Origin of the sequence: Phascolarctobacterium sp. Marseille-Q4147, assembly GCF_017968825.1 — a bacterium.
Taxonomy (GTDB): Bacteria; Bacillota; Negativicutes; order Acidaminococcales; family Acidaminococcaceae; genus Phascolarctobacterium_A.
The window spans coordinates 1,133,578-1,155,439 of sequence record NZ_CP072874.1 but is presented as its reverse complement, the minus strand read 5'-3'; the positions used below and the strand labels follow the sequence as shown (position 1 = coordinate 1,155,439).

The following is a 21,862-nucleotide window of genomic DNA, read 5'->3' as shown; positions in this document are numbered from 1 at the left end:
TTGATTGGCTTCATTACTTTCACTTCTTTCGTGCTATTTTCTATTAATATTCTATCACATTTGCATTGTTAATAATAATTGATGTTACTAAAGCCTTGATTCAATGATATTGAACCAAGGCTCTGTTTCTTCAAAAGAATTAAACTGTCAATCTTCCAAGCTTTTATATTGTTCCAACAGCTGAAAAAATAATTTCAATGGCGGACTAAGCCACTTATCTTTACGATAGGCATATACCGCATGGATCGGCTCAAACTTTTTATCTATAGGAATTTCTACCAACACATCCTTATCCAATTCCTCTTGAATAGTAAACTTGGGCAAAAAACATATACCCATATCATTTTTCACTAAATTTTTTATCGTCTGTGTACCGCGAATTTCTATCGTCGGTCCCATAGTAAAATTTTTGCTTTTGATATATTCATCGAATCTTTTACGCACCCTGCCTACGGCAGGCTGGCAAATACGTGCTAACGATCTGAAATCCTGATTAGGCGTAATAAAATCGCTATATAGCTTTTTAATTTTTGGCGAAGCAAACATCACAAAATCAAAATCTTTATATGGTACAACCTTTATCGTAGCATCATCTACAGGCAAATCATAAAAAATACCAATATCAGTTTTATTTTCTCTTATGGCCCTATACACCGAGGTACTGGTCATAGAGTCAAGGTAAATATGCACACGAGGCGCCTGTTTACGAAATTCGCGCAAAATCTTCGGCATATGAAAGCACAGAAGAGATTCCGGCGCAGCAATACGTATATCCCCCTGGCACTCTTCAATAACACTGCGAAAGCTTTTCATATTGTTTACAGACTGCAGCACATTTTCTACATAAGGCACCAATTCCTGTCCTGCCTTAGTCAAAACCATATGTCTGCCAGCCTTTTCAAAAAGCTGCACACCAAGCTCCTTCTCCAGCTGACTTACATGAAATGTAATAGTTGACTGCGTATAGCATAATTTTTCGGCAGCCTTATTAAAGCCTCCTGCCTCCACAATGGTGTGAAAGGTATTAATATAACGTAAGTCCATACTTCCTCCAAAACGATACCAGCACTCATCAAAAAATTTATAGTAACAAGCTATTTATTGCGTTATTTATATTATACAGTCTTTCCTCATATATAACAACAGCAGTTGCCTAACACCAAGGCAGCTGCTCATTTTATCATGTACGAAATACTGTCGTTTTTTCCATAACCACACTTAAAGTTACAATAATACTATCTTTTTTACTCTACAAAACATTATAGAATTTATTCATTATGTAGTAAAAGATAATTTGTGAAAAGCTTTCAAAAGCACTTTCATAAAATGCTATTTTTGATATAATATAAGGTGAAGCTATCGCATGCTGTTATTTTAAACAAGGTATCATAAGGAGGAGACCATATGAGCTTAAAAATAATTACTAAGCGTTGCAAGGGCTGTGGTATTTGTGCGGCCTTCTGCCCGAAAAAAGTTCTGGCAGTCAGCGAAGTCGGCAAAGTCGAAGCCGTTGCTGAAGAAAATTGCATCAAATGCGGACAATGCGAAATGCGTTGCCCCGACTATGCCATCTTTGTAGATAAATAAAAAGGAGTGAGGTAACCCATGTCAAGAATCCTGCTGTTACAAGGTAACCAAGCGGTTGTTGAGGGTGCGATTGCTGCCGGTGTAAAATTTTACGGCGGTTATCCGATCACCCCTTCTACCGAAATTGCTGAACAATTAGCTCTGCGTCTGCCGCAGGTTGGCGGTAAATTTATGCAGACTGAAGATGAAATCGCCGGTCTCGGCACTGTTATCGGTGCATCTATGGCCGGTAAAAAGGCTATGACCGCAACCAGCGGCCCGGGCTTCTCCCTGAAACAGGAAATGCTCGGCCTCGCCTGCAGCGCCGAAATCCCCTGCGTTATCGTTAACGTACAACGTGTAGGCCCCGCTACCGGCCAACCGACCTCCCCCGCACAGGGCGAGGTTATGCAAACCCGTTGGGGCACCCACGGTGACCACTGGCTGATTACCGTTTCTCCGTCCAGTGTTCCCGAATGCTTCGACTTGACTTTGCGTGCAGTAGCATTGAGCGAAAAATATCGTTGCCCGGTTATTCTCCTGATGGACGAGGTTATCGGCCATATGCGCGAGAAAATCGAGCTTCCCGACACCTATGATGAAATTCCGCAGGCAGAACGCAAGCGCCCGACCTGCGCACCCGAAGATTATCTGGCTTACGGCTGCGAGGAAGGCTCCAAGGTTCCTGCTATGGCAGACTTCGGCAGCGGTTACCGTTGGCACGTATCCGGTCTGGTACATGACGAAACCGGTTTCCCGAAAGGCACCGGCGAAGCAACCCGCACCTCTCAGGACCGTCTGCGCACTAAATTAGAAGATAACTTAGACGACATCGTACAAGTAGAAAACTATCGTATGGAAGATGCCGAATTTGCTGTTGTAGCCTTCGGCGGTGCTGCCCGTACTGCTTATGAAGCAGTTGACATGGCACGCAAGGAAGGTCTGAAGGTTGGCTTCGTCCGCCCGATTACCATCTGGCCGTTTGCCGAAAAGCAAATGCAGGAGCTGGCAGGCAAGGTTAAAGGCATCCTCGTACACGAGCTGAACTGCGGCCAGTACGTTCTGGAAGTTGAACGTGCGGTAGCAGGCAAGGTTCCTGTAAGCCTGTACGCTAAATACGATAACGAATCTGCTACTCCGGCAGAACTGTTAGCTGAAATCAAAAAGGCTATGGCCTAACGGATGAGAGGAGAAAAAACGATGAGTGAAATGGAAAATTTAATCAATAAATATTTCCGCCCGGGCCGTCTGCCTCACATCTGGTGCCCCGGCTGCGGCAACGGCGTTATCACCGGCGCCATTGTAAAAGCAATTGATAAGCAAGGTCTGGAAAAAGACGACGTTGCAGTAATCAGCGGTATCGGCTGCTCCAGCCGTTCCTCCGGTTATCTGGACTTCAACACCGCCAACACTCTGCACGGCCGTGCTCTGCCGATTGCTACCGGTGTAAAAATGGCTAACCCTGCACTGAACGTTATCGTTTGCAGCGGTGACGGTGACTGCACCGCTATCGGCGGCAACCACCTGATTCATGCAGCACGCCGCAATATCGATTTAACTCTTGTTGTTTTCAACAACAGCATTTACGGCATGACCGGCGGTCAATATTCTCCTATGACCCCGATTCATTCCAAAGCAACCACCGCTCCGTACTACACTGTTGAACCAAGCTTCAACCTGCTCGATTTGGCAAAGGCTGCCGGCGCAACCTATGTAGCACGCGCAACCACCTACCATGTTCCCGTACTGGTTGATGTTATCGCTAAAGGTATTGCTCACAAGGGCTTCTCTATCATCGAAGCTGTCAGCGCCTGCCCGATTTCCTTCGGCCGTCAGAACAAAATGGGCGGACCTGCTCAAATGATGGCTTGGCAGCGTGACCATGGCGTTATGAAGGCTGTTTGGGACCGCATGGATGAAGATAAAAAGGCAGAAGCAATCGCTGCCGGCAAATTCCCCATCGGCGTTCTCTATGAAAACAATGACGTTATGGAATACACCAAGGCATATGACCAAATTATTCAACGTGCACAGGAGGGTAAATAATTATGAGACATAGCTTTCGTTTCTCCGGTACCGGTGGTCAGGGCCTGATCACTGCTGGTATTATTTTAGCCGAAGCTGCCCTCTTAGACGACAAGCTGGCTGTACAATCCCAATCCTACGGTCCGGAAGCCCGCGGCGGCTCCTCCAAGGCCGAGGCTATCATCAGCGACGAACCCATTTATTTCAGCCGTGTTATCTGCCCGGATACTCTGCTGGTAATGAGCCAGGAGGCTGCCAACAAATTCATTGCCGACTGCGATGAGCACACCACCGTTATTACCGATACTCTTTTCGTAACTGATGTTCCCGGCAAGTACGGCAACCGCGTTGACCTGCCTATCACCCACACTGCCAACACTGTTTGCGGCAAGACACTGTTTGCAAACATCGTTGCTCTGGGCGCAGTTGTTGCACTCACCAAATGCGTTTCCAAAGAAGCAATTCTCAAAGCTGTGCTGAACCGCGTTCCGAAAGGAACCGAAGAAGCTAATACCAAGGCTCTCGAAGCTGGTATGGCACTGATTGAAAAATAAAATCTGACCTATAACAATTAAAGCTGTTGCTTTCGGCATTCACGCCGGAGGCAGCAGCTTCTTAATTTTTAGCTGGCTAATTATGCAAAATGTCATGCAAATGCCACAAACTTACGCTATAATATACAAGTACAATAGGCTTTTAACTTCAAGGAAACGAGGAATCTACTATGAAGATATTAAAAATATTATGTTGTATGGCAGCCGTCTGCCTCACAGCCTTCAGCCTGAGCGGCTGCAGTCTGCAAAAAACGGAAGGCAGTCTTGGCAGCGGCACAATCAGTATCCCCACCTATGCAGTCAAGGCTCCGACAGCAGGCAAGCTCATAGGTCTTATCAGTGAAAAGGGCGAGCGCATCAGCAAGGGCCAGCCGCTTTTTGCTATCGGTGACGCAAAGCTAGATAAGCAGGTTAAGGACCTGGCAACGCAGGTTGCCAAGGCCGAAGCAGATTTAAAGCGTATGCAGCAGGGCACACCGACGGCAGCACCGATTGCTGACACCTCTCTGGCGCAGGCCAACGTAGCGGCGGCACAGCAAAAGGCCGCTAAGATGAACAGCCTGCTGGCACAGGGCGCAGTTTCACGCAACCAGGCGCAGGCTGCCCAGGACGAGCTGCAGCGTGCTATCGCGCAGCTGCAGGCAGCAAGCAGCGTAAGCGTCAGCTTCAAACCCGCTTCTCCGGCAGAAATTGAGGCGCAGCAAAAGCTCATTGTACAGCTCAAGGCACAGCAAGCCGCTGCAATAGCACAGCAAGAGAAAAATGAAGGCAACAGTCCCTGCACCGGCATCATTACCGATTTGCAGGCTGCCAACAACGCTACCGTACAAAAGGATCAGGTAATCCTGCACATCAAGGCTGTCGACAGCTGCAGTATAACGCTGAACGTCAGCGCAGCGCAGGCCAAGGAACTTAAGGCAGGAATGCCGGTAAACATCAAAGCCAAAGAAAACCCAGCACCATTCAGCGGTAAGATAAGCAGCATTGACGGCACTAAAATCACTGTTACTTCAGACCAGAAGCCCGAGGATCTTAAGGACGGCGCTAATGCTGAAATCAGCTTAGCAGCTTAAGCTGCCAATATCCAAAACAAGAAATTTTACGCAAGGAGATTCATATGCTTAACCAGTTTTCACGCACAGAGCTGCTTTTCGGCAGTGAAGCAATTACGCGTCTGCAAAATGCCCATGTCGCTGTTTTCGGTATCGGCGGTGTAGGCGGTTATACAGTTGAAGCACTCGCCCGTAGCGGCGTCGGCAGCTTTGACCTCATTGATAACGATACCGTTGCCCTCACCAATCTCAATCGTCAGATTATCGCTACTCTTGATACTGTCGGCCAGCCTAAAGTTGAAGTCATGGCCAACCGTATTGCAAGCATCAATCCCGATGCCAAAGTAAATTGCCGCCAATGCTTCTTTTTGCCGGAAAATCAGCACGAATTTGATTTCTCGCAATATGATTACGTTGTCGATGCCGTAGACACTGTGGCAGCAAAAATTGCTATCGTACTTGCAGCCAAGGCAGCAGGCGTGCCGGTTATCTGTAGCATGGGAGCAGGCAACAAGGTTAATCCTGCCATGTTTGAGGTAGCAGATATCTATAAAACCAAGGTTGACCCCTTGGCACGTGTTATGCGCCAGGCTATGAAGAAAAACAACATAAAAAAACTAAAGGTTGTTTATTCGCAGGAGTTGCCGCTTTTACCTATAAATGAGGAAATAGAAAGCGAATGTCACGCCGAAGCACCCAAACGCCGTGCGCTGCCCGGCAGCAATGCCTTCACACCTTCGGTAGCAGGACTGATTATTGCCTCCGAAGTCATCAAGGACCTGGTAGGCTGGGATGACAGCCACCGCAAGGGATTAGCTTAACAAAAACAGAATTACAGGCAAAATAAAAACGCCTCTGCCCACAGCTCAAAGCGTGGTCAGAGGCGTTCCCTCATTACAATTATTCAAAAATGCACATAACAGTCAGGACGCCTAAGAAAACTAAGCTAACACCAGCGGCACTAAACATAGTAACTCACCTCCATGCATTCGCACTTTTTATTTTTTTGATACTGTATTTTTACAGCCTGTGGGGTTTTTCCCTCATCTGCTATCTATTATAGCACTTTTTTGTATTTTGTATACAGTATTCTCGAAAAAATTTTAAAGTTTTTCTGATAACTACAATTGCTCGTCACAAAGCCCTCAGCATTGCCTCATACTTGCAACTTTACCTGTTATAGTATATAATAGCGTTATGGTATTTTTATCTGCGGGTATAGTTCAGCGGTAGAACATCAGCTTCCCAAGCTGAGTGTCGCGAGTTCGATTCTCGTTACCCGCTCCATTTACGTTTATCAGCTTCAAGCCTTCGGCTTGGAGCTTTTTTTGCGCTCACATAAAAAAGTCTGACGGCAAAGCATTTATTGCTTGTCGCCAGACTTTTAGGTTGTATTGAAAATGACAATGTATACGGTGCTTATCCTCATGCTCAAAGGCTGACGAGAAATTACCGGAAGCAAGGAACGGATGCCGCCGACATACTTTTAATTTGTGACGAAGTATACGGTGCTTCTCCTCTATCTCAAAGGCTGGCGAGAAAGTACCGGAGGCGAGGAACGGATGCCGCCGGCGTACTACTGCTACGTCAAGGCATTCGTGACAATGCATACGGTGCTTTATCGGCGGCCTTCCCTACCATGCACATTTTAGAAGATAAAATATAGCCCCCAAAAACGCACCCATAACCGTACCGTTAAGGCGAATACGCTGCATATCGGTATTAACCTTACTGCGCACCATCTCCGTCAAACGTTCATCGGCCATTGCCTGCAAAATACGCTCCACAATATCGCCCAGCATCGTCTGAGCCTGCAGCAGACCTAAGCCAAGTATATGCTGCAGATACGCCTCTGCCTTAGCCTTAAATTGTGCATCGGAACGTAAATCCGTTTCAATAGTTTCCAACGCCTCTTGCACAGCCTGCAGCAGAATCGTCGGCTGCGCTGCCGCACTGCCTTCCTGCGCAAGCGGACGGCACAGAGCCTTAATCATATTATCCAAAAGCTGCTTCAAGGCAGACTGCAGAGAAATATCATGCAAAGCACGATTCTGCAGTGACTGCACCAGTTCACGCCACGCTTGCGTACCATAAACACTGCCTGCAACACGCTGCAGCTGTGCATACAGCCAGGAGCGCCACTGCTTGTCATCCTGCAGACGGTGAGCAGTTCCCACCAAGGCACGGCAGATGGCATCTGTTGCATCATCAACATTAACAACATCTAGCTTTTTGGCAGCCCACAGCTTCAGGCTGCTCCATAAGCCTTCGCTGCTACGCTGCTCCACCTGCTTTTGCAGCTCTTTGTGCACACGCTCCCTGATGGCAGGAGATTCCGCCAGCGCAACCAGCTGCTGCAGCAGCCATTCGTAGCATTGCTCATCCCTACGCTGTGCAGCCAAGGCTTTAAACAGCTTATCAAGCTGTTCGTTGGCTTCTACGTCAGCTAAGGCTGTTTTTATTTTACCCTCAAGCTGCCTGCTTAAAGCTAACGTATCCAGCTTATGCAGAACGCCTTCGGCAAAATTGGTCAGCAAACCCTGCAAACGCATCTTATTTTCCGGCTTTTCCAGATAAGCTATAAATTTATCCATAATTACCAGCTGTTTTTTTTGCAGCAGCAAGGCCTTTTTCGTCAAAAACTCCTGCTGTACCATTTGACCGCAGCCACGCACAAAGCCTTCTCTGCTGCGCGGCAAAATCGCCGTATGCTTGGCCATAAACGGCAGCAGACGGCATATCCAAGGCACCTTAAACACAGCAGTCACGGCAAACCAATCCGCAAAGCTACCAATCAACGCCGCTTCCGCCATATAGTAGCCCAAAATCAGCCAATCCCACTTAAGCTCGCCGAAATGCCCCATGTACATCCCGGCATAATGCAGTCTGAGATATAAGAAAAGCAGATAGATTGCACCGGAAGCAAGAAAAGCGCTGTCTGCATATGTCCAATGTTTTTTCAGGCTATCCATCCTACCCCACCAGCCTTTCTGCCAACGTCGCAATAATAAACAGCACCGCTCCCATCAAGCCGCCTATACAGGTGCCGCTCTTGCGGATATTTTGCAAATCATCGCCCACGCGCTGCTCCATCTTCGCAATTAGCGTATCTCTATCATAGCTCTGCAGCTTAGCCAAAACCAAATCATATACCGTATCATGCTGCATTGCCAAGGCCTGCAGCAGCAGCTCCTTCAACGCACCGTCCAGCCTGCTCTGCTCCGCCTCGCTGTCAGCCAGCAGCTGCAGCCTCTTTTGCAGCAGAGTCAATAAAATATCTACGTCCTGCGTTTGCAGCAGCTCCTTAAAAGCCAGTGCCTTCGCTGTTGCCAGCTGTGACAGCTTGCTGTTGAGCCAATCCGCAAAAGCAATATCATGACGATAATCCTCCATACGCGCCAACAGCCAATTATCAACCTGCCGCCGCAGCTCACTGTCAGGATCAGCCAAGGCATCCAAAGCCTTTTCCAGCTCCTGTACAAAAAGCGGTGCCAGCTTAGCCGCCTGTCCGCTCACAAATAAATTGCGCAGCAGACTGTCCTTGTTATATTCTTCTTCCGCCATCTGCGTCAGGCCTTCCAGCAAAGCGGTAAACTCCGGCTTATGCAGAATCTGCTTGGCCTCCTGCGTCAGCAGCTGCCAAATACCGTTAAAGCTGCCGTTGGCCACAGCCTTCTGCAGCGCGTCCACCAGAATCTCCGGAATACGCAGGCTGGCAATATACTTAGGCAGCTCCGAAAGCAAAAGCTGTTCGGCCTGCCTCGTATTGAGTGAGCGCAGCGCATGCTGCGCCAACGGACGTACCGTCTGCCACAGGCGCTCTACATTCTGCTGCTGCGCAAAATGTGCCAACAGCAGCTTGGCAAAATTTTCTCTGCCGACAGCCCGCATAACATTTTCTGCCGTCAGCAGATCATTGCTCACAAAATCCGCCAAACCTGTCGTCAGGCGCTCATAATTATTACGCAGTACATCGGTGCCTGGCGCATTGATGCCCAGCGGACGCTTAAACAGCGCCGTCACACCCCACCAATCTGCCAAGCCGCCAATCGTCGCAGCCAATGCCGTATGATGTATAAAATCAGCCGCCAAACTGGCCTGCGCCCAAGGCCAGGCGCAGACAGCGGCAGCTGCGGCGCCGGCCAGCAGGCAGTGCGCCTGTGTTTTTACTGTAGCCATAATTATTCTCCTATCAACAAACGCTTTATAATAGTATGCTATAGAATTCCTTTCCTGCTATTTTTAATTATAGCACAAAGCAGATTACAGAGTAAGCAAAGCTATCCAACACCTTTAAAACGCATAAAAAATAGTCGGTGCAAGGAACTCTCACTCACCTTGCACCGACTATTTAAAATTCTCTCTCTCCTCGTAAAGCAGAAGTGCTTAACCTTTTTGTTTTAACAACTTTACAATTTGCAGAACTTCTTCCAAGCTGATATCTTTATCTTTGGCATCAGCCTGTTCATCTAAATCAACAAAGAAACTGCTCATGTTGCACTCTAATAAGCTGTGCAGCTTAAGCAGATTGGGCAGAGTTACAGGAACACGGCCACACTCTATATTACACAGGTGTGTCTGGGAAATCCCCATCTCCTTTGCCAACCCTGTTTGTGTCAGATTTTTTGCGGTACGCAGCAAACGGATTCTGCGACCAATAAGTTTAATTTCCTCTTGCAATTTCCTAGCACCGCCTTTCGGTTTACTTGCGACAAATTTTTTTAAACTAATAAAGCACTTATTTAAAGTTTACCACGTTTTTCAGATTTCGCAAGAGTTTTTTCGTATATTTTATTTACTTTCCTCTATATTTTAGTTATGAAGCTATTAAATTTCTAGTGAAATGCTAAAATTCTTTTTTTATGGTACTCTTGTTTACCTATCGTAAACTTGTGTCCATATCGAGAAATTCAGCCTATCAACCAAGCAGCAAACGGTCACTTGCCATCTCGGAGCCGCTTGCCTTTTCAAACATATCCAGCAAATCGGCTATTTGCAAATGCTGCTTTTCTTCTCCCTTAACGTCGATAATTACTCTGCCGTTATGCAGCATAATCAGGCGGTTGCCGTAACGCAGTGCATCGCGCATATTATGTGTAATCATCAGCGTTGTCAGCTGATCACGGGTTACGATTTTTTCCGTAAGCGCCAGCACCTTTGCTGCAGTTTTGGGGTCCAATGCTGCCGTATGCTCGTCCAAAAGCAGCAGCTTGGGTTTTTTCAGCGTTGCCATCAGCAAGGTAAGTGCCTGACGCTGACCGCCGCTCAAAAGACCGACCTTCGCAGTCATTCTGTCCTCCAGACCTAAATCCAGTTCCTTCAGCAGCTCATAAAAACGGTCATGCTGATCACTGGAAAGGCTCCAGCCCAAGCCGGGAGTTTCGCCGCGGCGAGCCGCCAGAGAAAGATTTTCTTCTATCATCATACCGGCAGCAGTACCCAGCATAGGATCCTGAAATACACGGCCGATATATTTAGCACGCTTATGCTCCGGCTTCTTGGTAATATCTTCACCATCAATAATAATCTTACCCTTATCTATCGGGAAAACACCGGCAATCGCATTCAGCGTAGTAGATTTGCCGGCACCGTTACCGCCGATAACGGTAGCAAAATCACCGGGCTCCAGATGCAGAGATAAATCCTGCAGAGCCTTTTTTTCATTGATTGTTCCCGGGAAAAATGTTTTGGAAACGTGTTCTACATGCAGCATTTAACGCACCGCCTTTCTGGCACCGAATTTACTTTTAATCAGCGGCATGGACAACGCAATTGCCACCAGCACAGAGGTAAAGAGCTTCAGATCGTTTGGCGGCATACCCATAGCCAATACTACGGCAATAACGATACGATAAACAATGGAGCCTAAAACTACGGAAATCAGGCAATTTTTAAAGCTGCGTGTACCGAAAAGCACCTCGCCGATAATAACGGATGCCAGACCGATAACGATTGTGCCGGTACCCATACCGACATCGGAAAAGCCGTTGGACTGTGCAACCAGCGCACCGGAAACAGCAACCAGAGCATTACTGATGAGCAAGCCGAGAATAATCGTTACGTCGGTATCTACACCCTGAGCGCGGATCATCTGTTGGTTGAAGCCGGTAGCACGGATAGCAGCGCCAATCTGTGTACCAAAGAACCAGTACATGAAGCAGCCCACCAGAACGGTTACAGCCAAACCGACAACAAGCGTTGTCTGCGCCATTGACAGGTCCATCATAGACTTGGCAATTTTAAAGGTAGTATCCACACCAAGCAGGGATAAGTTAGCCTTACCCATAATGCGCAGGTTAACGGAATACAAAGCAATCATTGTCAAAATACCGGCCAACAGAGCAGGTATTTTCATTTTAGTATGCAAAATGCCGGTTATAATACCTGCCAGCATACCTGCAATGCAGGCACCCAAAAGTGCGGCCAGAGGACCGAAGCCTGCAACCATCATAGAAGCAGCTGTTGCCGCGCCCAACGGAAAGCTGCCTTCTACCGTCAAATCAGCAATATCCAGCACTCGGAATGTTACATATACACCAAGAGCCATCAACGCCCACAGTAAGCCCTGTGCCACTGTAGGTATCAACAAACTAATCATTTCCCAATTCCTCCCAATCTTCTTAGCGAAAAAAGAGCCTGCTTTTTTAACGGCAGGCTCCAAATTTTAATTATTTAATAACCTCTGCACCCTTCAGCAAATCTTCAGGAACCTTCAAACCAATCTTAGCTGCTTCCTTAAGATTGATGGTAGGCTTAAATTCTTTTTGTGCCTGAATAGCCATATCAGCCGGTTTAGCCTTGCCGCTCAGAATATCAGCAGCCATCACACCGGTTTGGAAGCCGAGCTTGTAATAATCAACGCCCAGGGTTGCAAGACCGCCGGCTCTTACCATACCGCCTTCAGCACAGATAACCGGTAATTTTGCTTCCTCAGTTACACTGATTAAAGTAGGAATAGCAGATGCCAATACATTGTCGGTAGGTACATATACTGCCTGTACATCACCTGCCAGACTGCGGGCAGCCTGTTGGATATCATTAACAGTAGAAACAGTTGCTTCCTTTACGGTAATGCCCTTAGCAGCTGCAGCCTTCTTCAGCAGCTCAACCTGCAGTTGGGAGTTAACTTCGCTGGAGCAATAAATTGTACCGATGGTTTTAGCATTCGGAACCAGCTTGAGCAGTAAATCCAGCTGCTCGGCAACAGGGTTCATATCAGTTGTACCGGTTACATTAGTGCCCGGTTTAGCGTCATCCTTAACCAGCTTAGCGGTTTTGTAGTCAGTTACCGCAGTAGCAACGATAGGAATATCGCTGGTAACATTGGCTACAGTCTGAGCTGCAGGAGTTGCGATAGCACAAATCAGGTCAACCTTATTGTTTACAAAGCGATGAGCAATGTTCTGCAGATTGGATTGGTCAGCCTGAGCATTTTGTTTGTCAAAAGTAATGTTCTGGCCTTCCTTATAGCCCTTAGATGCCAGACCGTCAATAAAGCCCTTGTTAGCTGCATCGAGCGCTTCATGCTCAACCAGTTGTACAATGCCTACATTAACCTTTTCAGCCTTTGCACCTGCTTCCTTTTTGTCACCGCCACAGCCTAATGCCCCCAAGGCGAGGGTCAGCATCAGGCCGGCTGCCAATGCTTTAAGTTTGTTGCTTTTCAGAGAAATCATTTTCTACCATCCTTCCATGCTACAAATTTCGTATAAATGTAGTTAGGGTTATTTTATGCTTTTATACTTTATTTGTAAAGTTTTTTGAAAAAATTTCCTCATTTCTGTTTTCAATGTATATTTACTGTATAAAAAGTTACATGTTCTGCTGTAAAAAGCAAAACTGCCCCACACCTATAGTGTGAAGCAGTCAATCATCAATGAAATTATTTCAGCAAAGCCTTAGCCTGCTCTTCGCTGACAATAAGATGTGTAAAAAGACCTGTTGCCAAAGCACCCACCAACGCCTTATTACCGGCATTCAGTCCTATGCCTATCAGCTTCTTGCAACGGCGCAGCTGTGCCAACGGAATATGCAGACAGTAATCATTATTACCGCTGATGAATTCACCGCGCTGATTATAATAATATGATAAAAAGCTGCCTACGGCCCTTTGCTGCTCCAACGCGTCACCGAAACGGGTTGCCGTTGCTTCATCAGGCACGGCAGGATAACCGCAAATGGAAACAACAGCAGCATCCAGGCTCTGCCATTGCTGCAGAAGCTGCTGATAGACCGACCTGCTTTCCAGCTCGGCGCGTTCCTCCTCGGAATCAGGAAAAGCACTACAGCCCAACATATAACAGCTTCTGCCACAGGCGCTTGCCCATATTTTCACCAGCTCATCCGGATGATAACCCTTATTAGGAAAATTCGCCGTACCGATCAGCGGATATACCATGCCATCCTGCGTATAACTGCTGCAGTCCGCAGCCTTCAGCACAACCTCGCCCAAGGCATAACCCCAGCCCAGCGCCAGGCTCTTGTCAGCCGTTGTTTCAGCCATAAGATAATGCATAGCCTGCGTCAATGCGTCCTGTTCATCTGTAAGCACACAGCCACCGGCCAAGGCATATTTAGATTGCAGACGCTGCAGCAAATCCGCCTTTCCCTCATCTCCGGCACGGATTTCGATATGCACAATTCCCAGCTCACGCGCTCTTGCCAGCATCTTGCTGACAGACGGACGTGACACATTAAGGCGTTGCGCAATTTGCGCCTGCGTCAGATTGCTTTCATAATATAAACGGGCAGCAGCTACAAGCTGTGCCCGTTCATGAACCGATAGCATTTATTTAACTTCTTCCATTAATTCGAACAGGATTCCGTCCTTCATGATGAAAGCAATGCGGGTATGCTCATCAGCCATCCAGGGCTCAACAATAACCTTATTTTCTGCCAGCTGCTTATCAAGGTCATCAACCTTATAAGCTACATGCACTAAGATCTGCAGCTCTTCCGGCAACGGAGTATCTTTTTCGAAACGCAGGTATTCAATATGAAATTCATTGGTATCAGGAGTAATGAGATGTGTCTTTATGCCTTCTGCATAAATCTCGCCTTCTCTTGCAACAGTCGTCGGTACGCCGACATGCATAAATTCTTTCATTTAATCCACATCCTTCTGCCATAACTCATAAGCATGGTAAGCTGCTTCCGGAGTTGCATTTTCGTGTACAACCATGCGGATTGCACGCAGCATTGCCTTCGGTGCGGCAGCCTGTAAAACGTTGCGTCCCATATCAACACCGGCTGCGCCTTCATTTACGGCACGATAAGCCATTTCCAGTGCGTCACGCTCAGGAATCTTCTTGCCGCCGGCAATTACGATAGGTACAGGGCACGCAGCAGTAACCTGTTCGAAGTTATCACAATAATATGTTTTGATGATATGTGCACCGGTTTCGGCCAGCAGACGTGTAGCCAGGGAGAAATAACGCGTGGTACGCTCCATCTCCTTGCCAACTGCTACAACACCGAGAACAGGAATCGCAAAACGTTCGCCCATATTTACATAATAAGACAAATTGCGCAGGGAGTCAAGCTCGCCCGCAGAGCCTACAAAGCATTGAACCGCCATGCAGGAAGCATTCATGCGGATAGCATCTTCAATTTCTACGCCCACATTGCCAAAGCTCATGTCGTCCTTGAGTACGCTGGTGTCTGCAGTGCAGCGCAGAGCAACAGCCTTGTGATGGTTAGCGGGAATGCAGGTACGCAAAGCACCTCTTGTTGCCATCAGGCAATCCGCATATTGCATCAGCGGCGGAATTGTCAGATCAAGACGTTCCAGACCTGCGGTAGAACCCATAATATAACCATGGTCAAAAGCCAGCATAATCGTGCGGCCGTCATCAGCAAAAATCTGTCCCAGACGCGATTGCATGCCCCAGCCTGCGGATGCGTGCCCCTTTACCGGAAACGGACGCTCCGGCGGAGCAATACCGATACCATAATCTTTTGCCAGTACATTACCTTCTTTATCTGCCATATTCAGTCACCTGCTTAATTTCTGTAGTACGGAGTGCGGCACGGAGCATTCCAGTAGCCAAGCAGCTCATCATCCATACGCGCAATGAACATCTGGAAGCCTGCGGTTTCCTGTACGGTAAGGATTTCGCCTACAGCACTTGCCACAACCTCAATGCCTTTTTCTGCCAACAGCTTATGGCAGGCACGGAAAACAATCAGCTGTTCCATCAGAGTAGTAGCACCGCTGCCGTTGATAACAACCATCAGCTTTTCGCCTGCTTTTACGTCCAAATCCTTCAGCAGAGCGTCCATCATAATTGCAGCAGTTTCGTCAGCAGATTTCATCGGTTGGGTACCGCCACCGCCTTCACCATGCTGCCCCATGCCAACTTCCATGGTGCCTTCGGCAATATGAGCGATTTCCATACCGGTTGCCGGATGAGTAGCGCCCTTGGTAGCAACAGCGATAGTTGCCATGTTATCAGCAAATTTTTGTGCAATAGCAGCAACCTCTTCCAAGGATTTGCCTGCAGCAGCTGCAGCGCCGGCAATTTTATACAGAGGAACGCAGCCAACCAGACCACGGCGGTCGTCAGCGTTTTCACGCGGAGCATTGGCAACGTCTTCCTGAGTTACAACCTTAACAACATTAATGCCCAGTTTTTTCACCTGTTTCATAGTCAGGTTGCCGGTCAGCATATCACCTGCATGATTAAGTACAACGAAAAGTACGCCATGACCTTTATCAGCCATCTTAATTGCTTCTACGCAAGCCTGAGGGCCGGGTGCAGCAAAAATATTACCTGCAACAGAAATATCAATCATGCCTTCGCCGACAAAGCCGCTGATAGCAGGCTCATGGCCGGTGCCGCCCAAGGTTACGATGGTTACACGATCTGCCTCTGCCAATTTCTTGTTTACAATGAGGTTTCCCTGCTCCAGAGTGATGATATCAGGATTAGATAACACCAGACCTTCCAATAATTCACTTGTCAGATTTTCCGGATTGTTAATGAATTTTTGCATAATGACGCCTCCGTTTTTATTTATTTTATTGTTTTTTAAGCTTGCGCTTTATCAGCAAATCAGATTGCGGCAGCCATTGCTGTCAGCAGAATAGAAATAGACGTTGCACCGGGATCCTTCGTACCCAGGCTACGTTCACCTACGTTTTTGGCACGGCCGAAGCGTGCTACCATATCAGCGGTTTTTTCTGCGCCCTCGGCTGCAGCCTTGCCCATAGCCGCAAAGACAGCCTTCGCATCACCTTCGGCTGCAATACCTGCTTCAAGTGCGGGATACAGAGCATCAACCATTGTCTTATCACCGATTTTAGCCTTGGAAATATCCTCAAAATCCTCTTTAGCCTGAGCCAGCATAGCGTGAAGCTCCTCCAAAGAAACCTCCTTGGCATCCTCTGGGGCAGCATCAGCAAAGCCGCCAAAAACAGTTCCCCATAAAGGTCCCGCACTGCCGCCGTTGCTGTTCATAAAAGCCATGCTCAAATCATCCAGCAGGTCTTTAATATTAGCGCTGTCATGTGCTTCTACTTTCTTTTTCATGGACTCTGCCATACGCGCAATAGTAACGCCATGGTCACCGTCTCCGGCTACGCTGTCCAGCTCGCACAGCATTTTGCTTTTTTCTTCAAGCTCAACTGCTGCTGCCAAAAGCATTTTTTCCAGCATTTCTAAAGTAAGCATAATTTATCCGCTCCTTTCGTTATTCTCATTGTAGCATTTGTCAGAACATATGTAAACGATATTTCTGAAATTTATTTCTTCTTCTTCTTCTGCTAAAAAAAGTTCGCCGCACTAAGTACGACGAACTTAAAGATTTTCAATATTTACTTATCAGTCACAATTACATCAGGCTGGAAGGATCAACCTGCTCGCCATAATGAATAACTTCAAAATGCAGATGCGGACCGGTGCTGTAACCGGTGCTGCCGACATAACCGATAATCTCGCCTTTTTTCACATATTGTCCTGCACGGCAGACAACTCGGCTCATATGACCATAGGCTGTCTGATAGCCATAATCATGGTTTATACGTGCATAAATTCCATAACCGCCATACCAGCCTGCCTGCTGCACATAGCCTGCCGCACTTGCATAAATAGGCTCGCCATAATCAGTAGCAATGTCAATTCCCGGATGCCAGTCACGGCCATAACCGCCGAAGGGATTAGCACGACCGCCGAAAGAAGATGAAATATAGCCACCGCTGGTAGGCCATTGGCTCGGAGTAACCTCACGACGATAGTTCTCAGCTTCAATAGCGCTCAGCAAATTTTCCAAATCAACTTTTTTCGCATCGGCCTCAAGACCAATGTTTTTTTCCTGCTCCAGTACAATGTTTGCCGGATTAGCGGAACCCAATACAGGACCGCCCTGACCTGCATAATCGGAAGCATTGCTCTTAGGAGGAAGCTGTGCACCGCTTTTTTCCATCTGGCTGCGCACCTGGTCCTCCAGCTTAGACAAAGCTGCCAGCTTTTTCTGGTTGGTTTCTGCCATCAGGCGTAATTGTCTGATAGTCTGCTCCTGCTCGGATTTAGTCTGCTTATAAGCAGCCAGCTCCTGCTTCTGCTGCTCGTTTTGCACAGCAAAATGAGCCAGTACACCTATAGTACAAGACACAAAAACAAGGAATGAAGCAACTGCTGTCAAAGCATATTTCAAATGAGTCTTTTTTACATGGGTTTTAGCGATATTCTGACCGTCTGCCGGAATAAACCAGAAGGTAAAATGCTGATTGCGGCGCCAAGTACTGAGCAGCGCATGATAGCGTGCTTTCATACGTCCGACAATCTCCTGCTGCTTAGCCTGCAGCTTATTCACAATGCTCATAACATGCAGACGCACGCGACGCTCAAGCATAGTCAGTTGAATTTTTGCAACAGCTGCGGCAACAGCTATTACGGCCTTCACCTGAGCAACAATCGCAACTATTTTTTCTAAACAGCCATTGTATAATAACTGCACTTTTTCTAACAGCTTGGCAACCAGTTCGCTTGCCTGTGCTTTACAGTGATTATATAATGATTGCACTTCTTCTGCCAGCTTAGCATACAATTCGTTTACTTTTTTTCCGCAACAATCATATATTGATTGCATTTTCTCATTACATCGCTCCAAGAAATTTTGACTCATCCTGATACTCCTTTTATTTTTAATATCTATTAAACTGCTATGCTTTTATTTTTTACGAAGCTAATACAACGTTTATATTTTAATACTTTTCACGCATTTAGTCAAATTTTTGACTGATTTTCTGCTTATATCATTATTTAATCTTTCCAAATAAATTATGCACAATATATTTTTCAAAGCGCCTGTCGCATCCCCGCAGATTCTCTGCTTTTATTTTACATCATAGCCACAAGCAAGCATTTTAATTATATAGTAAATTTAAAAACAGACCTGTTTTGTTTTTCTTATACTATATAAAACAATTCTGTTTACACGCTAAATTACTGACTTATAATGTTTTGCTTACTTGACAAACACCGCTCTCTTTTGTAAGATAGATATATAATATGGGGGTATAGCTCAGCTGGGAGAGCGCTTGAATGGCATTCAAGAGGTCAGCGGTTCGATCCCGCTTATCTCCACCAGAATTTACTAAGCCGTTGGTTTTACCAACGGCTTTTTTATTGCAGAGCATCTATTTTCTAGCAAAATTCTCTGTTACCGCAAAGCGAAATTGAAACCAAATTGCAACCAACAAGTATTATTTTTTACCCGCGCACAAAAACAGCACCCACGCGAAACCCGCATGGGTGCTTGATTTTTTAATGGAGCTACTGACGGGATTTGAACCTGCGACCTACTGATTACGAATCAGTTGCTCTACCAGCTGAGCTACAGTAGCACATAAGCTATATTAAATTTCCATCTGCATTGCAGCTTCTTCAGCTGCCTTAGCTGCTGCCATCTCTGCCTTAGTACGGCGCTTTCTGACCTTCTTGGCACTGTTAATACCGGCCTTCTTGATGACCTTTGCTAATTCAGAAATAATATGCAGTTCATCTACGGAACAATCCTTAACCAAGTCAGCCAGCTCATTGCAGTAAATCTGCTCACTGTGATGAATGTTGTCACACAGCAGCTCGTCCACAGAAACATCCAGTACATTAGCCAGATGAATAATTGTAGGCAGGCCAAGCTTAGTATTACCGGTTTCTATATTGCTGATATGCGGAGTTGACAGACCAGTTAGATTAGCTATATTTCCCTGAGTTAATCCTTTTCTGGCACGAGCGGCCTTTATCCTCAGTCCTATAGCCTTATAATCAATATCTAACTTCACAAACGTTCTCCCCTTCTACTTAATCACATACTAATAACATTACAATTATATATGATATCATCGTAAAAGGCAAGAGTCATTTATTTTTTTATAAAATTTTATTTTTTCAACACAGGCACTGTCAGACTGCCCTGCGGCATCAGTAAAACCTTATAATCTTTGCCGACATATTTTTCTGCCAGCTTCATAGCCGCATCTACATCATCCACAGATTCAAACAGCAATTTTTTGGCAAGCTCTTTATCCAAAGCGGAAACAAGTATAAAATGCGCCTTCTTCATCAGGCGGGTGATAGCAAAAGCCTTATGCGCACCGATGACAAAATTCTTTTCCAGCTCCGCCTTAATAGCATCTGGAGAAGGATTTTCTTCCAATGCCTTTTCCAGAGCGGCACTGCCGCTGCCTTCTTCGCATTCACCGAGAATAATGATTACGCCGCCATCCTTAACAGCACACCAGGCATTATCCATTGTCTTTTGCAGCTGATAAATATTGATATCCTTAGGATAACCGCCGCAGCTGGCAATAACTACATCCGCAGGCTCGCTGATAGGTACGCCGTAAACCTGCTCGACAAATTTGCAGGCCTCAAGATGTGCTTCATACCAGTCACCGGCAAAAACCTTCAGGAATTGCTTTTGCGCATCCAAAATAGAATGGAACAGGAACATCTTATGCTCCTTGGCAAAAAGACGCACGCCCTCAACCTGATCATCGTATACAGGATTGCCATGCAGCTTGCCTAATTTTGCCTCCGGACTCATCATCAGGCTATGGTTCTTGCGAACCGTTTCCATAGCTGCAACACCGGGCAGCACAGCCTTGCGTCCGCCGCCAAAACCGCTGAAGAAGTGGTAAACAACGGTACCGGTCAAAATAACCAGGTCAGCATCGCAAACATGCTTATTAAGCCATACAGGAGTGCCATGCTCTGTTTCGCCGAAATACTCAAAGTCGTCCTGCACATGACAGTCACTGTTATACATTTTCAGGCGTTTGGCAACATCCTCGCCGACCTGCTCCATCATTTCCTCGTGGCTCATGCAGCGATGTGTACCCAAAGCAAAGACAATATGCATATCATCATCCTTAACGCCCAGTTTATTCATTTCGTTAACCAAAATGGGTATAAAGGAATGCGTGTTGGCAACACGGGTTGAATCGTTACAGATAAAGGCTATTTTCATTCCGGGCTGCACCAGCTCATCAATCGGTGCGCTGGCGATAGGATGATACAAAGCATCCAGAACAGCTGCTTTTAAATTCTCCAGCGGCGGCATCTGCTTCATTTTCAGTTCGCCCAGGACATGCTTCTCCGGCAGAGAAAACTCCTTGTAGCCATGACCATATTTGTACTTATAATCAGTCATCTCCGTACCTCCTCTTGCTTAGCTTAAGCAATTTTACTTAATTCTATTCTATCATATCTGCTATGAAAAATGTTTATTTTTTTGGCAGTGAAAGTAATAAAACCGTAAAAATAATGCACGCCATACCGATATAATCAGCCATTGCCAATTTTGTGTTCAGCAGCAAAACTACGGAGATAATAGAAGCCAAAGGCTCGGCGCAGGAAATCAGGCTCGCCTTGGTAGGGCCGACAATTTTCAAACCTGACAGATAAAATGCATAGCTCGCAATAGTCGCACCCAACAGCAGATACGCAAAAGCCAAATAACCGCTCATATCCCAATGACCTGCAGGCGTAAAGGGATTACGCCAGATAATCAATGCCACGCCGCTGATAAGCTGGCCCCAGCCGATAAGCGTTGCCGCAGTATATTTTTTGAGCATTTGGCCCGGCTTAATGCTGTAATATGCATAGGAAAGCGCAGACAATACACCGATTGTCAATGCCATTGGCGAAATCGCCAGGCTATCCAGACTGCCGTGCGTTGCGATAAGAAAGACACCAACAAGTGCGCCGACAATGCCTATCAGTTCACGTACGTCAGGAATTTTTCTTGACTTATAGCTCATCCACAGCATTACATAAAGCGGTGCCATGTATTGCAAAACCGTCGCCGTCGCCGCATTGCACAAACCGATGGTGTAATAAAAACCCAGCTGCGCGCCCAAGATACCTAAAAACGAAAACTCAATAATATTCCAGGTATCTGCCTTAAGAATAGCAAAGATATCCTGCTTCTGCACAAAGGCCGCAAAAAGCAGGAACATACAGCCTGCCAAAATCTGACGTACCATACAAAGCCAGATCATATCTGCCTGATGATATTGATACAAATACTGTCCTGCTACACCGCCCATTCCCCAGCAGGTTGCGGCACATATAATTAAAAATATACCCTTAAGCATACCGATAACCTCTTTCATATATGATGATTATCAATAATATAACACCTAATAAGAATATTTACAAG

22 protein-coding genes and 3 tRNA genes are annotated in these 21,862 nt (G+C 46.5%); 8 read left to right on the top strand and 17 right to left on the bottom strand.

Going from position 1 to position 21,862, the window contains the following annotated elements; translation table 11 throughout:
• Positions 1 to 147 precede the first annotated feature (147 nt).
• Positions 148 to 1,044 carry a LysR family transcriptional regulator gene (locus tag KAH19_RS05460; protein WP_210685425.1) on the bottom strand — a complete coding sequence of 299 codons (897 nt, stop codon included), beginning with the start codon at positions 1,042 to 1,044 and terminating at the stop codon, positions 148 to 150.
• Positions 1,045 to 1,404: 360 nt separating this feature from the next.
• On the opposite strand from KAH19_RS05460, the gene KAH19_RS05455 reads away from it, so the two are divergent.
• The 7 genes from KAH19_RS05455 to KAH19_RS05425 all read left to right on the top strand — a co-directional run bounded on the left by KAH19_RS05455 (position 1,405) and on the right by KAH19_RS05425 (position 6,484).
• The gene (locus KAH19_RS05455; RefSeq protein WP_009146451.1) at positions 1,405 to 1,587 is read left to right on the top strand and encodes a 4Fe-4S binding protein; all 183 of its coding nucleotides are present in this window, start codon (positions 1,405 to 1,407) and stop codon (positions 1,585 to 1,587) included.
• Positions 1,588 to 1,605: 18 nt separating this feature from the next.
• Positions 1,606 to 2,745, top strand: coding sequence for a 2-oxoacid:acceptor oxidoreductase subunit alpha (locus KAH19_RS05450; protein ID WP_210685424.1), 1,140 nt, complete (start codon positions 1,606 to 1,608; stop codon positions 2,743 to 2,745).
• A 30-nt stretch (positions 2,746 to 2,775) separates the two neighbouring features.
• Positions 2,776 to 3,612, top strand: coding sequence for a thiamine pyrophosphate-dependent enzyme (locus KAH19_RS05445; RefSeq protein WP_363186290.1), 837 nt, complete (start codon positions 2,776 to 2,778; stop codon positions 3,610 to 3,612).
• A gap of 2 nt (positions 3,613 to 3,614) precedes the next feature.
• Positions 3,615 to 4,145, top strand: coding sequence for a 2-oxoacid:acceptor oxidoreductase family protein (locus KAH19_RS05440; RefSeq protein WP_210685422.1), 531 nt, complete (start codon positions 3,615 to 3,617; stop codon positions 4,143 to 4,145).
• Positions 4,146 to 4,315: 170 nt separating this feature from the next.
• Positions 4,316 to 5,218: an HlyD family secretion protein gene (locus KAH19_RS05435; protein WP_210685421.1), complete on the top strand. Its 903-nt coding sequence runs from the start codon at positions 4,316 to 4,318 to the stop codon at positions 5,216 to 5,218.
• Between the two features lie 44 nt (positions 5,219 to 5,262).
• Entirely contained in the window at positions 5,263 to 6,018 is a 756-nt protein-coding gene (locus KAH19_RS05430) for a ThiF family adenylyltransferase (protein ID WP_210685420.1), read from the top strand.
• 391 nt (positions 6,019 to 6,409) lie between these two features.
• Positions 6,410 to 6,484 (top strand) — tRNA-Gly (locus KAH19_RS05425).
• A gap of 347 nt (positions 6,485 to 6,831) precedes the next feature.
• On the opposite strand, the gene KAH19_RS05420 is transcribed toward KAH19_RS05425, so the two are convergent.
• The 12 genes from KAH19_RS05420 to KAH19_RS05365 all read right to left on the bottom strand — a co-directional run bounded on the left by KAH19_RS05420 (position 6,832) and on the right by KAH19_RS05365 (position 18,286).
• On the bottom strand, positions 6,832 to 8,169 hold the full coding sequence (locus tag KAH19_RS05420) for a DUF445 domain-containing protein (RefSeq protein ID WP_210685419.1): 1,338 nt from the start codon (positions 8,167 to 8,169) through the stop codon (positions 6,832 to 6,834).
• A gap of 1 nt (position 8,170) precedes the next feature.
• Positions 8,171 to 9,376, bottom strand: a complete 1,206-nt coding sequence (locus KAH19_RS05415) for a DUF445 domain-containing protein (protein ID WP_210685418.1) — start codon at positions 9,374 to 9,376, stop codon at positions 8,171 to 8,173.
• Between the two features lie 207 nt (positions 9,377 to 9,583).
• Positions 9,584 to 9,877, bottom strand: a complete 294-nt coding sequence (locus KAH19_RS05410) for a helix-turn-helix domain-containing protein (RefSeq protein ID WP_009146440.1) — start codon at positions 9,875 to 9,877, stop codon at positions 9,584 to 9,586.
• 238 nt (positions 9,878 to 10,115) lie between these two features.
• The gene (locus KAH19_RS05405) at positions 10,116 to 10,910 is read right to left on the bottom strand and encodes an ABC transporter ATP-binding protein (protein WP_021720385.1); all 795 of its coding nucleotides are present in this window, start codon (positions 10,908 to 10,910) and stop codon (positions 10,116 to 10,118) included.
• Positions 10,911 to 11,792, bottom strand: a complete 882-nt coding sequence (locus KAH19_RS05400) for an ABC transporter permease (RefSeq protein ID WP_363186288.1) — start codon at positions 11,790 to 11,792, stop codon at positions 10,911 to 10,913.
• A 73-nt stretch (positions 11,793 to 11,865) separates the two neighbouring features.
• Complete coding sequence (locus KAH19_RS05395; RefSeq protein WP_210685416.1) at positions 11,866 to 12,873, bottom strand: ABC transporter substrate-binding protein; 1,008 nt, start codon at positions 12,871 to 12,873, stop codon at positions 11,866 to 11,868.
• Positions 12,874 to 13,079: 206 nt separating this feature from the next.
• On the bottom strand, positions 13,080 to 13,985 hold the full coding sequence (locus KAH19_RS05390; protein ID WP_210685415.1) for a sugar-binding domain-containing protein: 906 nt from the start codon (positions 13,983 to 13,985) through the stop codon (positions 13,080 to 13,082).
• Positions 13,986 to 14,303, bottom strand: coding sequence for a hypothetical protein (locus KAH19_RS05385; protein ID WP_210685414.1), 318 nt, complete (start codon positions 14,301 to 14,303; stop codon positions 13,986 to 13,988).
• Positions 14,304 to 15,185, bottom strand: a complete 882-nt coding sequence (gene lsrF / locus KAH19_RS05380) for a 3-hydroxy-5-phosphonooxypentane-2,4-dione thiolase (RefSeq protein WP_210685413.1) — start codon at positions 15,183 to 15,185, stop codon at positions 14,304 to 14,306. It lies immediately after the preceding gene.
• Between the two features lie 14 nt (positions 15,186 to 15,199).
• The gene (locus KAH19_RS05375) at positions 15,200 to 16,192 is read right to left on the bottom strand and encodes a dihydroxyacetone kinase subunit DhaK (protein WP_210685412.1); all 993 of its coding nucleotides are present in this window, start codon (positions 16,190 to 16,192) and stop codon (positions 15,200 to 15,202) included.
• Between the two features lie 59 nt (positions 16,193 to 16,251).
• Positions 16,252 to 16,869 (bottom strand): dihydroxyacetone kinase subunit DhaL, encoded by a 618-nt coding sequence (dhaL, locus tag KAH19_RS05370; RefSeq protein WP_210685411.1) that lies wholly within the window; start codon positions 16,867 to 16,869, stop codon positions 16,252 to 16,254.
• A gap of 160 nt (positions 16,870 to 17,029) precedes the next feature.
• A complete protein-coding gene (locus tag KAH19_RS05365) occupies positions 17,030 to 18,286 on the bottom strand; it encodes a M23 family metallopeptidase (RefSeq protein ID WP_210685410.1) in 1,257 nt (418 codons plus the stop codon).
• A gap of 424 nt (positions 18,287 to 18,710) precedes the next feature.
• Here KAH19_RS05365 and KAH19_RS05360 point away from each other — a divergent pair.
• Positions 18,711 to 18,786 (top strand) — tRNA-Ala (locus tag KAH19_RS05360).
• 181 nt (positions 18,787 to 18,967) lie between these two features.
• Here the strand turns inward: KAH19_RS05360 and KAH19_RS05355 are convergent.
• From KAH19_RS05355 to KAH19_RS05340, 4 genes are all read right to left on the bottom strand, one after another.
• A tRNA-Thr gene (locus KAH19_RS05355) sits at positions 18,968 to 19,043 on the bottom strand.
• A gap of 12 nt (positions 19,044 to 19,055) precedes the next feature.
• On the bottom strand, positions 19,056 to 19,481 hold the full coding sequence (locus KAH19_RS05350) for a helix-turn-helix domain-containing protein (protein ID WP_009146428.1): 426 nt from the start codon (positions 19,479 to 19,481) through the stop codon (positions 19,056 to 19,058).
• 98 nt (positions 19,482 to 19,579) lie between these two features.
• On the bottom strand, positions 19,580 to 20,851 hold the full coding sequence (gene larA, locus KAH19_RS05345) for a nickel-dependent lactate racemase (RefSeq protein ID WP_210685409.1): 1,272 nt from the start codon (positions 20,849 to 20,851) through the stop codon (positions 19,580 to 19,582).
• A 73-nt stretch (positions 20,852 to 20,924) separates the two neighbouring features.
• Entirely contained in the window at positions 20,925 to 21,797 is an 873-nt protein-coding gene (locus tag KAH19_RS05340) for a DMT family transporter (RefSeq protein WP_210685408.1), read from the bottom strand.
• Between the last annotated feature and the right edge of the window lie 65 nt (positions 21,798 to 21,862).

What these genes read in the sequence shown, in the direction of transcription:
- KAH19_RS05440 (WP_210685422.1), top strand. Translation starts at nt 3,615, where the DNA reads ATGAGACATAGCTTTCGTTTCTCCGGTACCGGTGGTCAGGGCCTGATC.
- KAH19_RS05385 (WP_210685414.1), bottom strand. Translation starts at nt 14,303, where the DNA reads ATGAAAGAATTTATGCATGTCGGCGTACCGACGACTGTTGCAAGAGAA.
- KAH19_RS05415 (WP_210685418.1), bottom strand. Translation starts at nt 9,376, where the DNA reads ATGGCTACAGTAAAAACACAGGCGCACTGCCTGCTGGCCGGCGCCGCA.
- lsrF (WP_210685413.1), bottom strand. Translation starts at nt 15,185, where the DNA reads ATGGCAGATAAAGAAGGTAATGTACTGGCAAAAGATTATGGTATCGGT.
- KAH19_RS05375 (WP_210685412.1), bottom strand. Translation starts at nt 16,192, where the DNA reads ATGCAAAAATTCATTAACAATCCGGAAAATCTGACAAGTGAATTATTG.
- KAH19_RS05420 (WP_210685419.1), bottom strand. Translation starts at nt 8,169, where the DNA reads ATGGATAGCCTGAAAAAACATTGGACATATGCAGACAGCGCTTTTCTT.
- KAH19_RS05395 (WP_210685416.1), bottom strand. Translation starts at nt 12,873, where the DNA reads ATGATTTCTCTGAAAAGCAACAAACTTAAAGCATTGGCAGCCGGCCTG.
- larA (WP_210685409.1), bottom strand. Translation starts at nt 20,851, where the DNA reads ATGACTGATTATAAGTACAAATATGGTCATGGCTACAAGGAGTTTTCT.
- KAH19_RS05405 (WP_021720385.1), bottom strand. Translation starts at nt 10,910, where the DNA reads ATGCTGCATGTAGAACACGTTTCCAAAACATTTTTCCCGGGAACAATC.
- KAH19_RS05365 (WP_210685410.1), bottom strand. Translation starts at nt 18,286, where the DNA reads ATGCAATCAATATATGATTGTTGCGGAAAAAAAGTAAACGAATTGTAT.
- dhaL (WP_210685411.1), bottom strand. Translation starts at nt 16,869, where the DNA reads ATGCTTACTTTAGAAATGCTGGAAAAAATGCTTTTGGCAGCAGCAGTT.
- KAH19_RS05435 (WP_210685421.1), top strand. Translation starts at nt 4,316, where the DNA reads ATGAAGATATTAAAAATATTATGTTGTATGGCAGCCGTCTGCCTCACA.
- KAH19_RS05340 (WP_210685408.1), bottom strand. Translation starts at nt 21,797, where the DNA reads ATGCTTAAGGGTATATTTTTAATTATATGTGCCGCAACCTGCTGGGGA.
- KAH19_RS05450 (WP_210685424.1), top strand. Translation starts at nt 1,606, where the DNA reads ATGTCAAGAATCCTGCTGTTACAAGGTAACCAAGCGGTTGTTGAGGGT.
- KAH19_RS05455 (WP_009146451.1), top strand. Translation starts at nt 1,405, where the DNA reads ATGAGCTTAAAAATAATTACTAAGCGTTGCAAGGGCTGTGGTATTTGT.
- KAH19_RS05445 (WP_363186290.1), top strand. Translation starts at nt 2,776, where the DNA reads ATGGAAAATTTAATCAATAAATATTTCCGCCCGGGCCGTCTGCCTCAC.
- KAH19_RS05430 (WP_210685420.1), top strand. Translation starts at nt 5,263, where the DNA reads ATGCTTAACCAGTTTTCACGCACAGAGCTGCTTTTCGGCAGTGAAGCA.
- KAH19_RS05390 (WP_210685415.1), bottom strand. Translation starts at nt 13,985, where the DNA reads ATGCTATCGGTTCATGAACGGGCACAGCTTGTAGCTGCTGCCCGTTTA.
- KAH19_RS05460 (WP_210685425.1), bottom strand. Translation starts at nt 1,044, where the DNA reads ATGGACTTACGTTATATTAATACCTTTCACACCATTGTGGAGGCAGGA.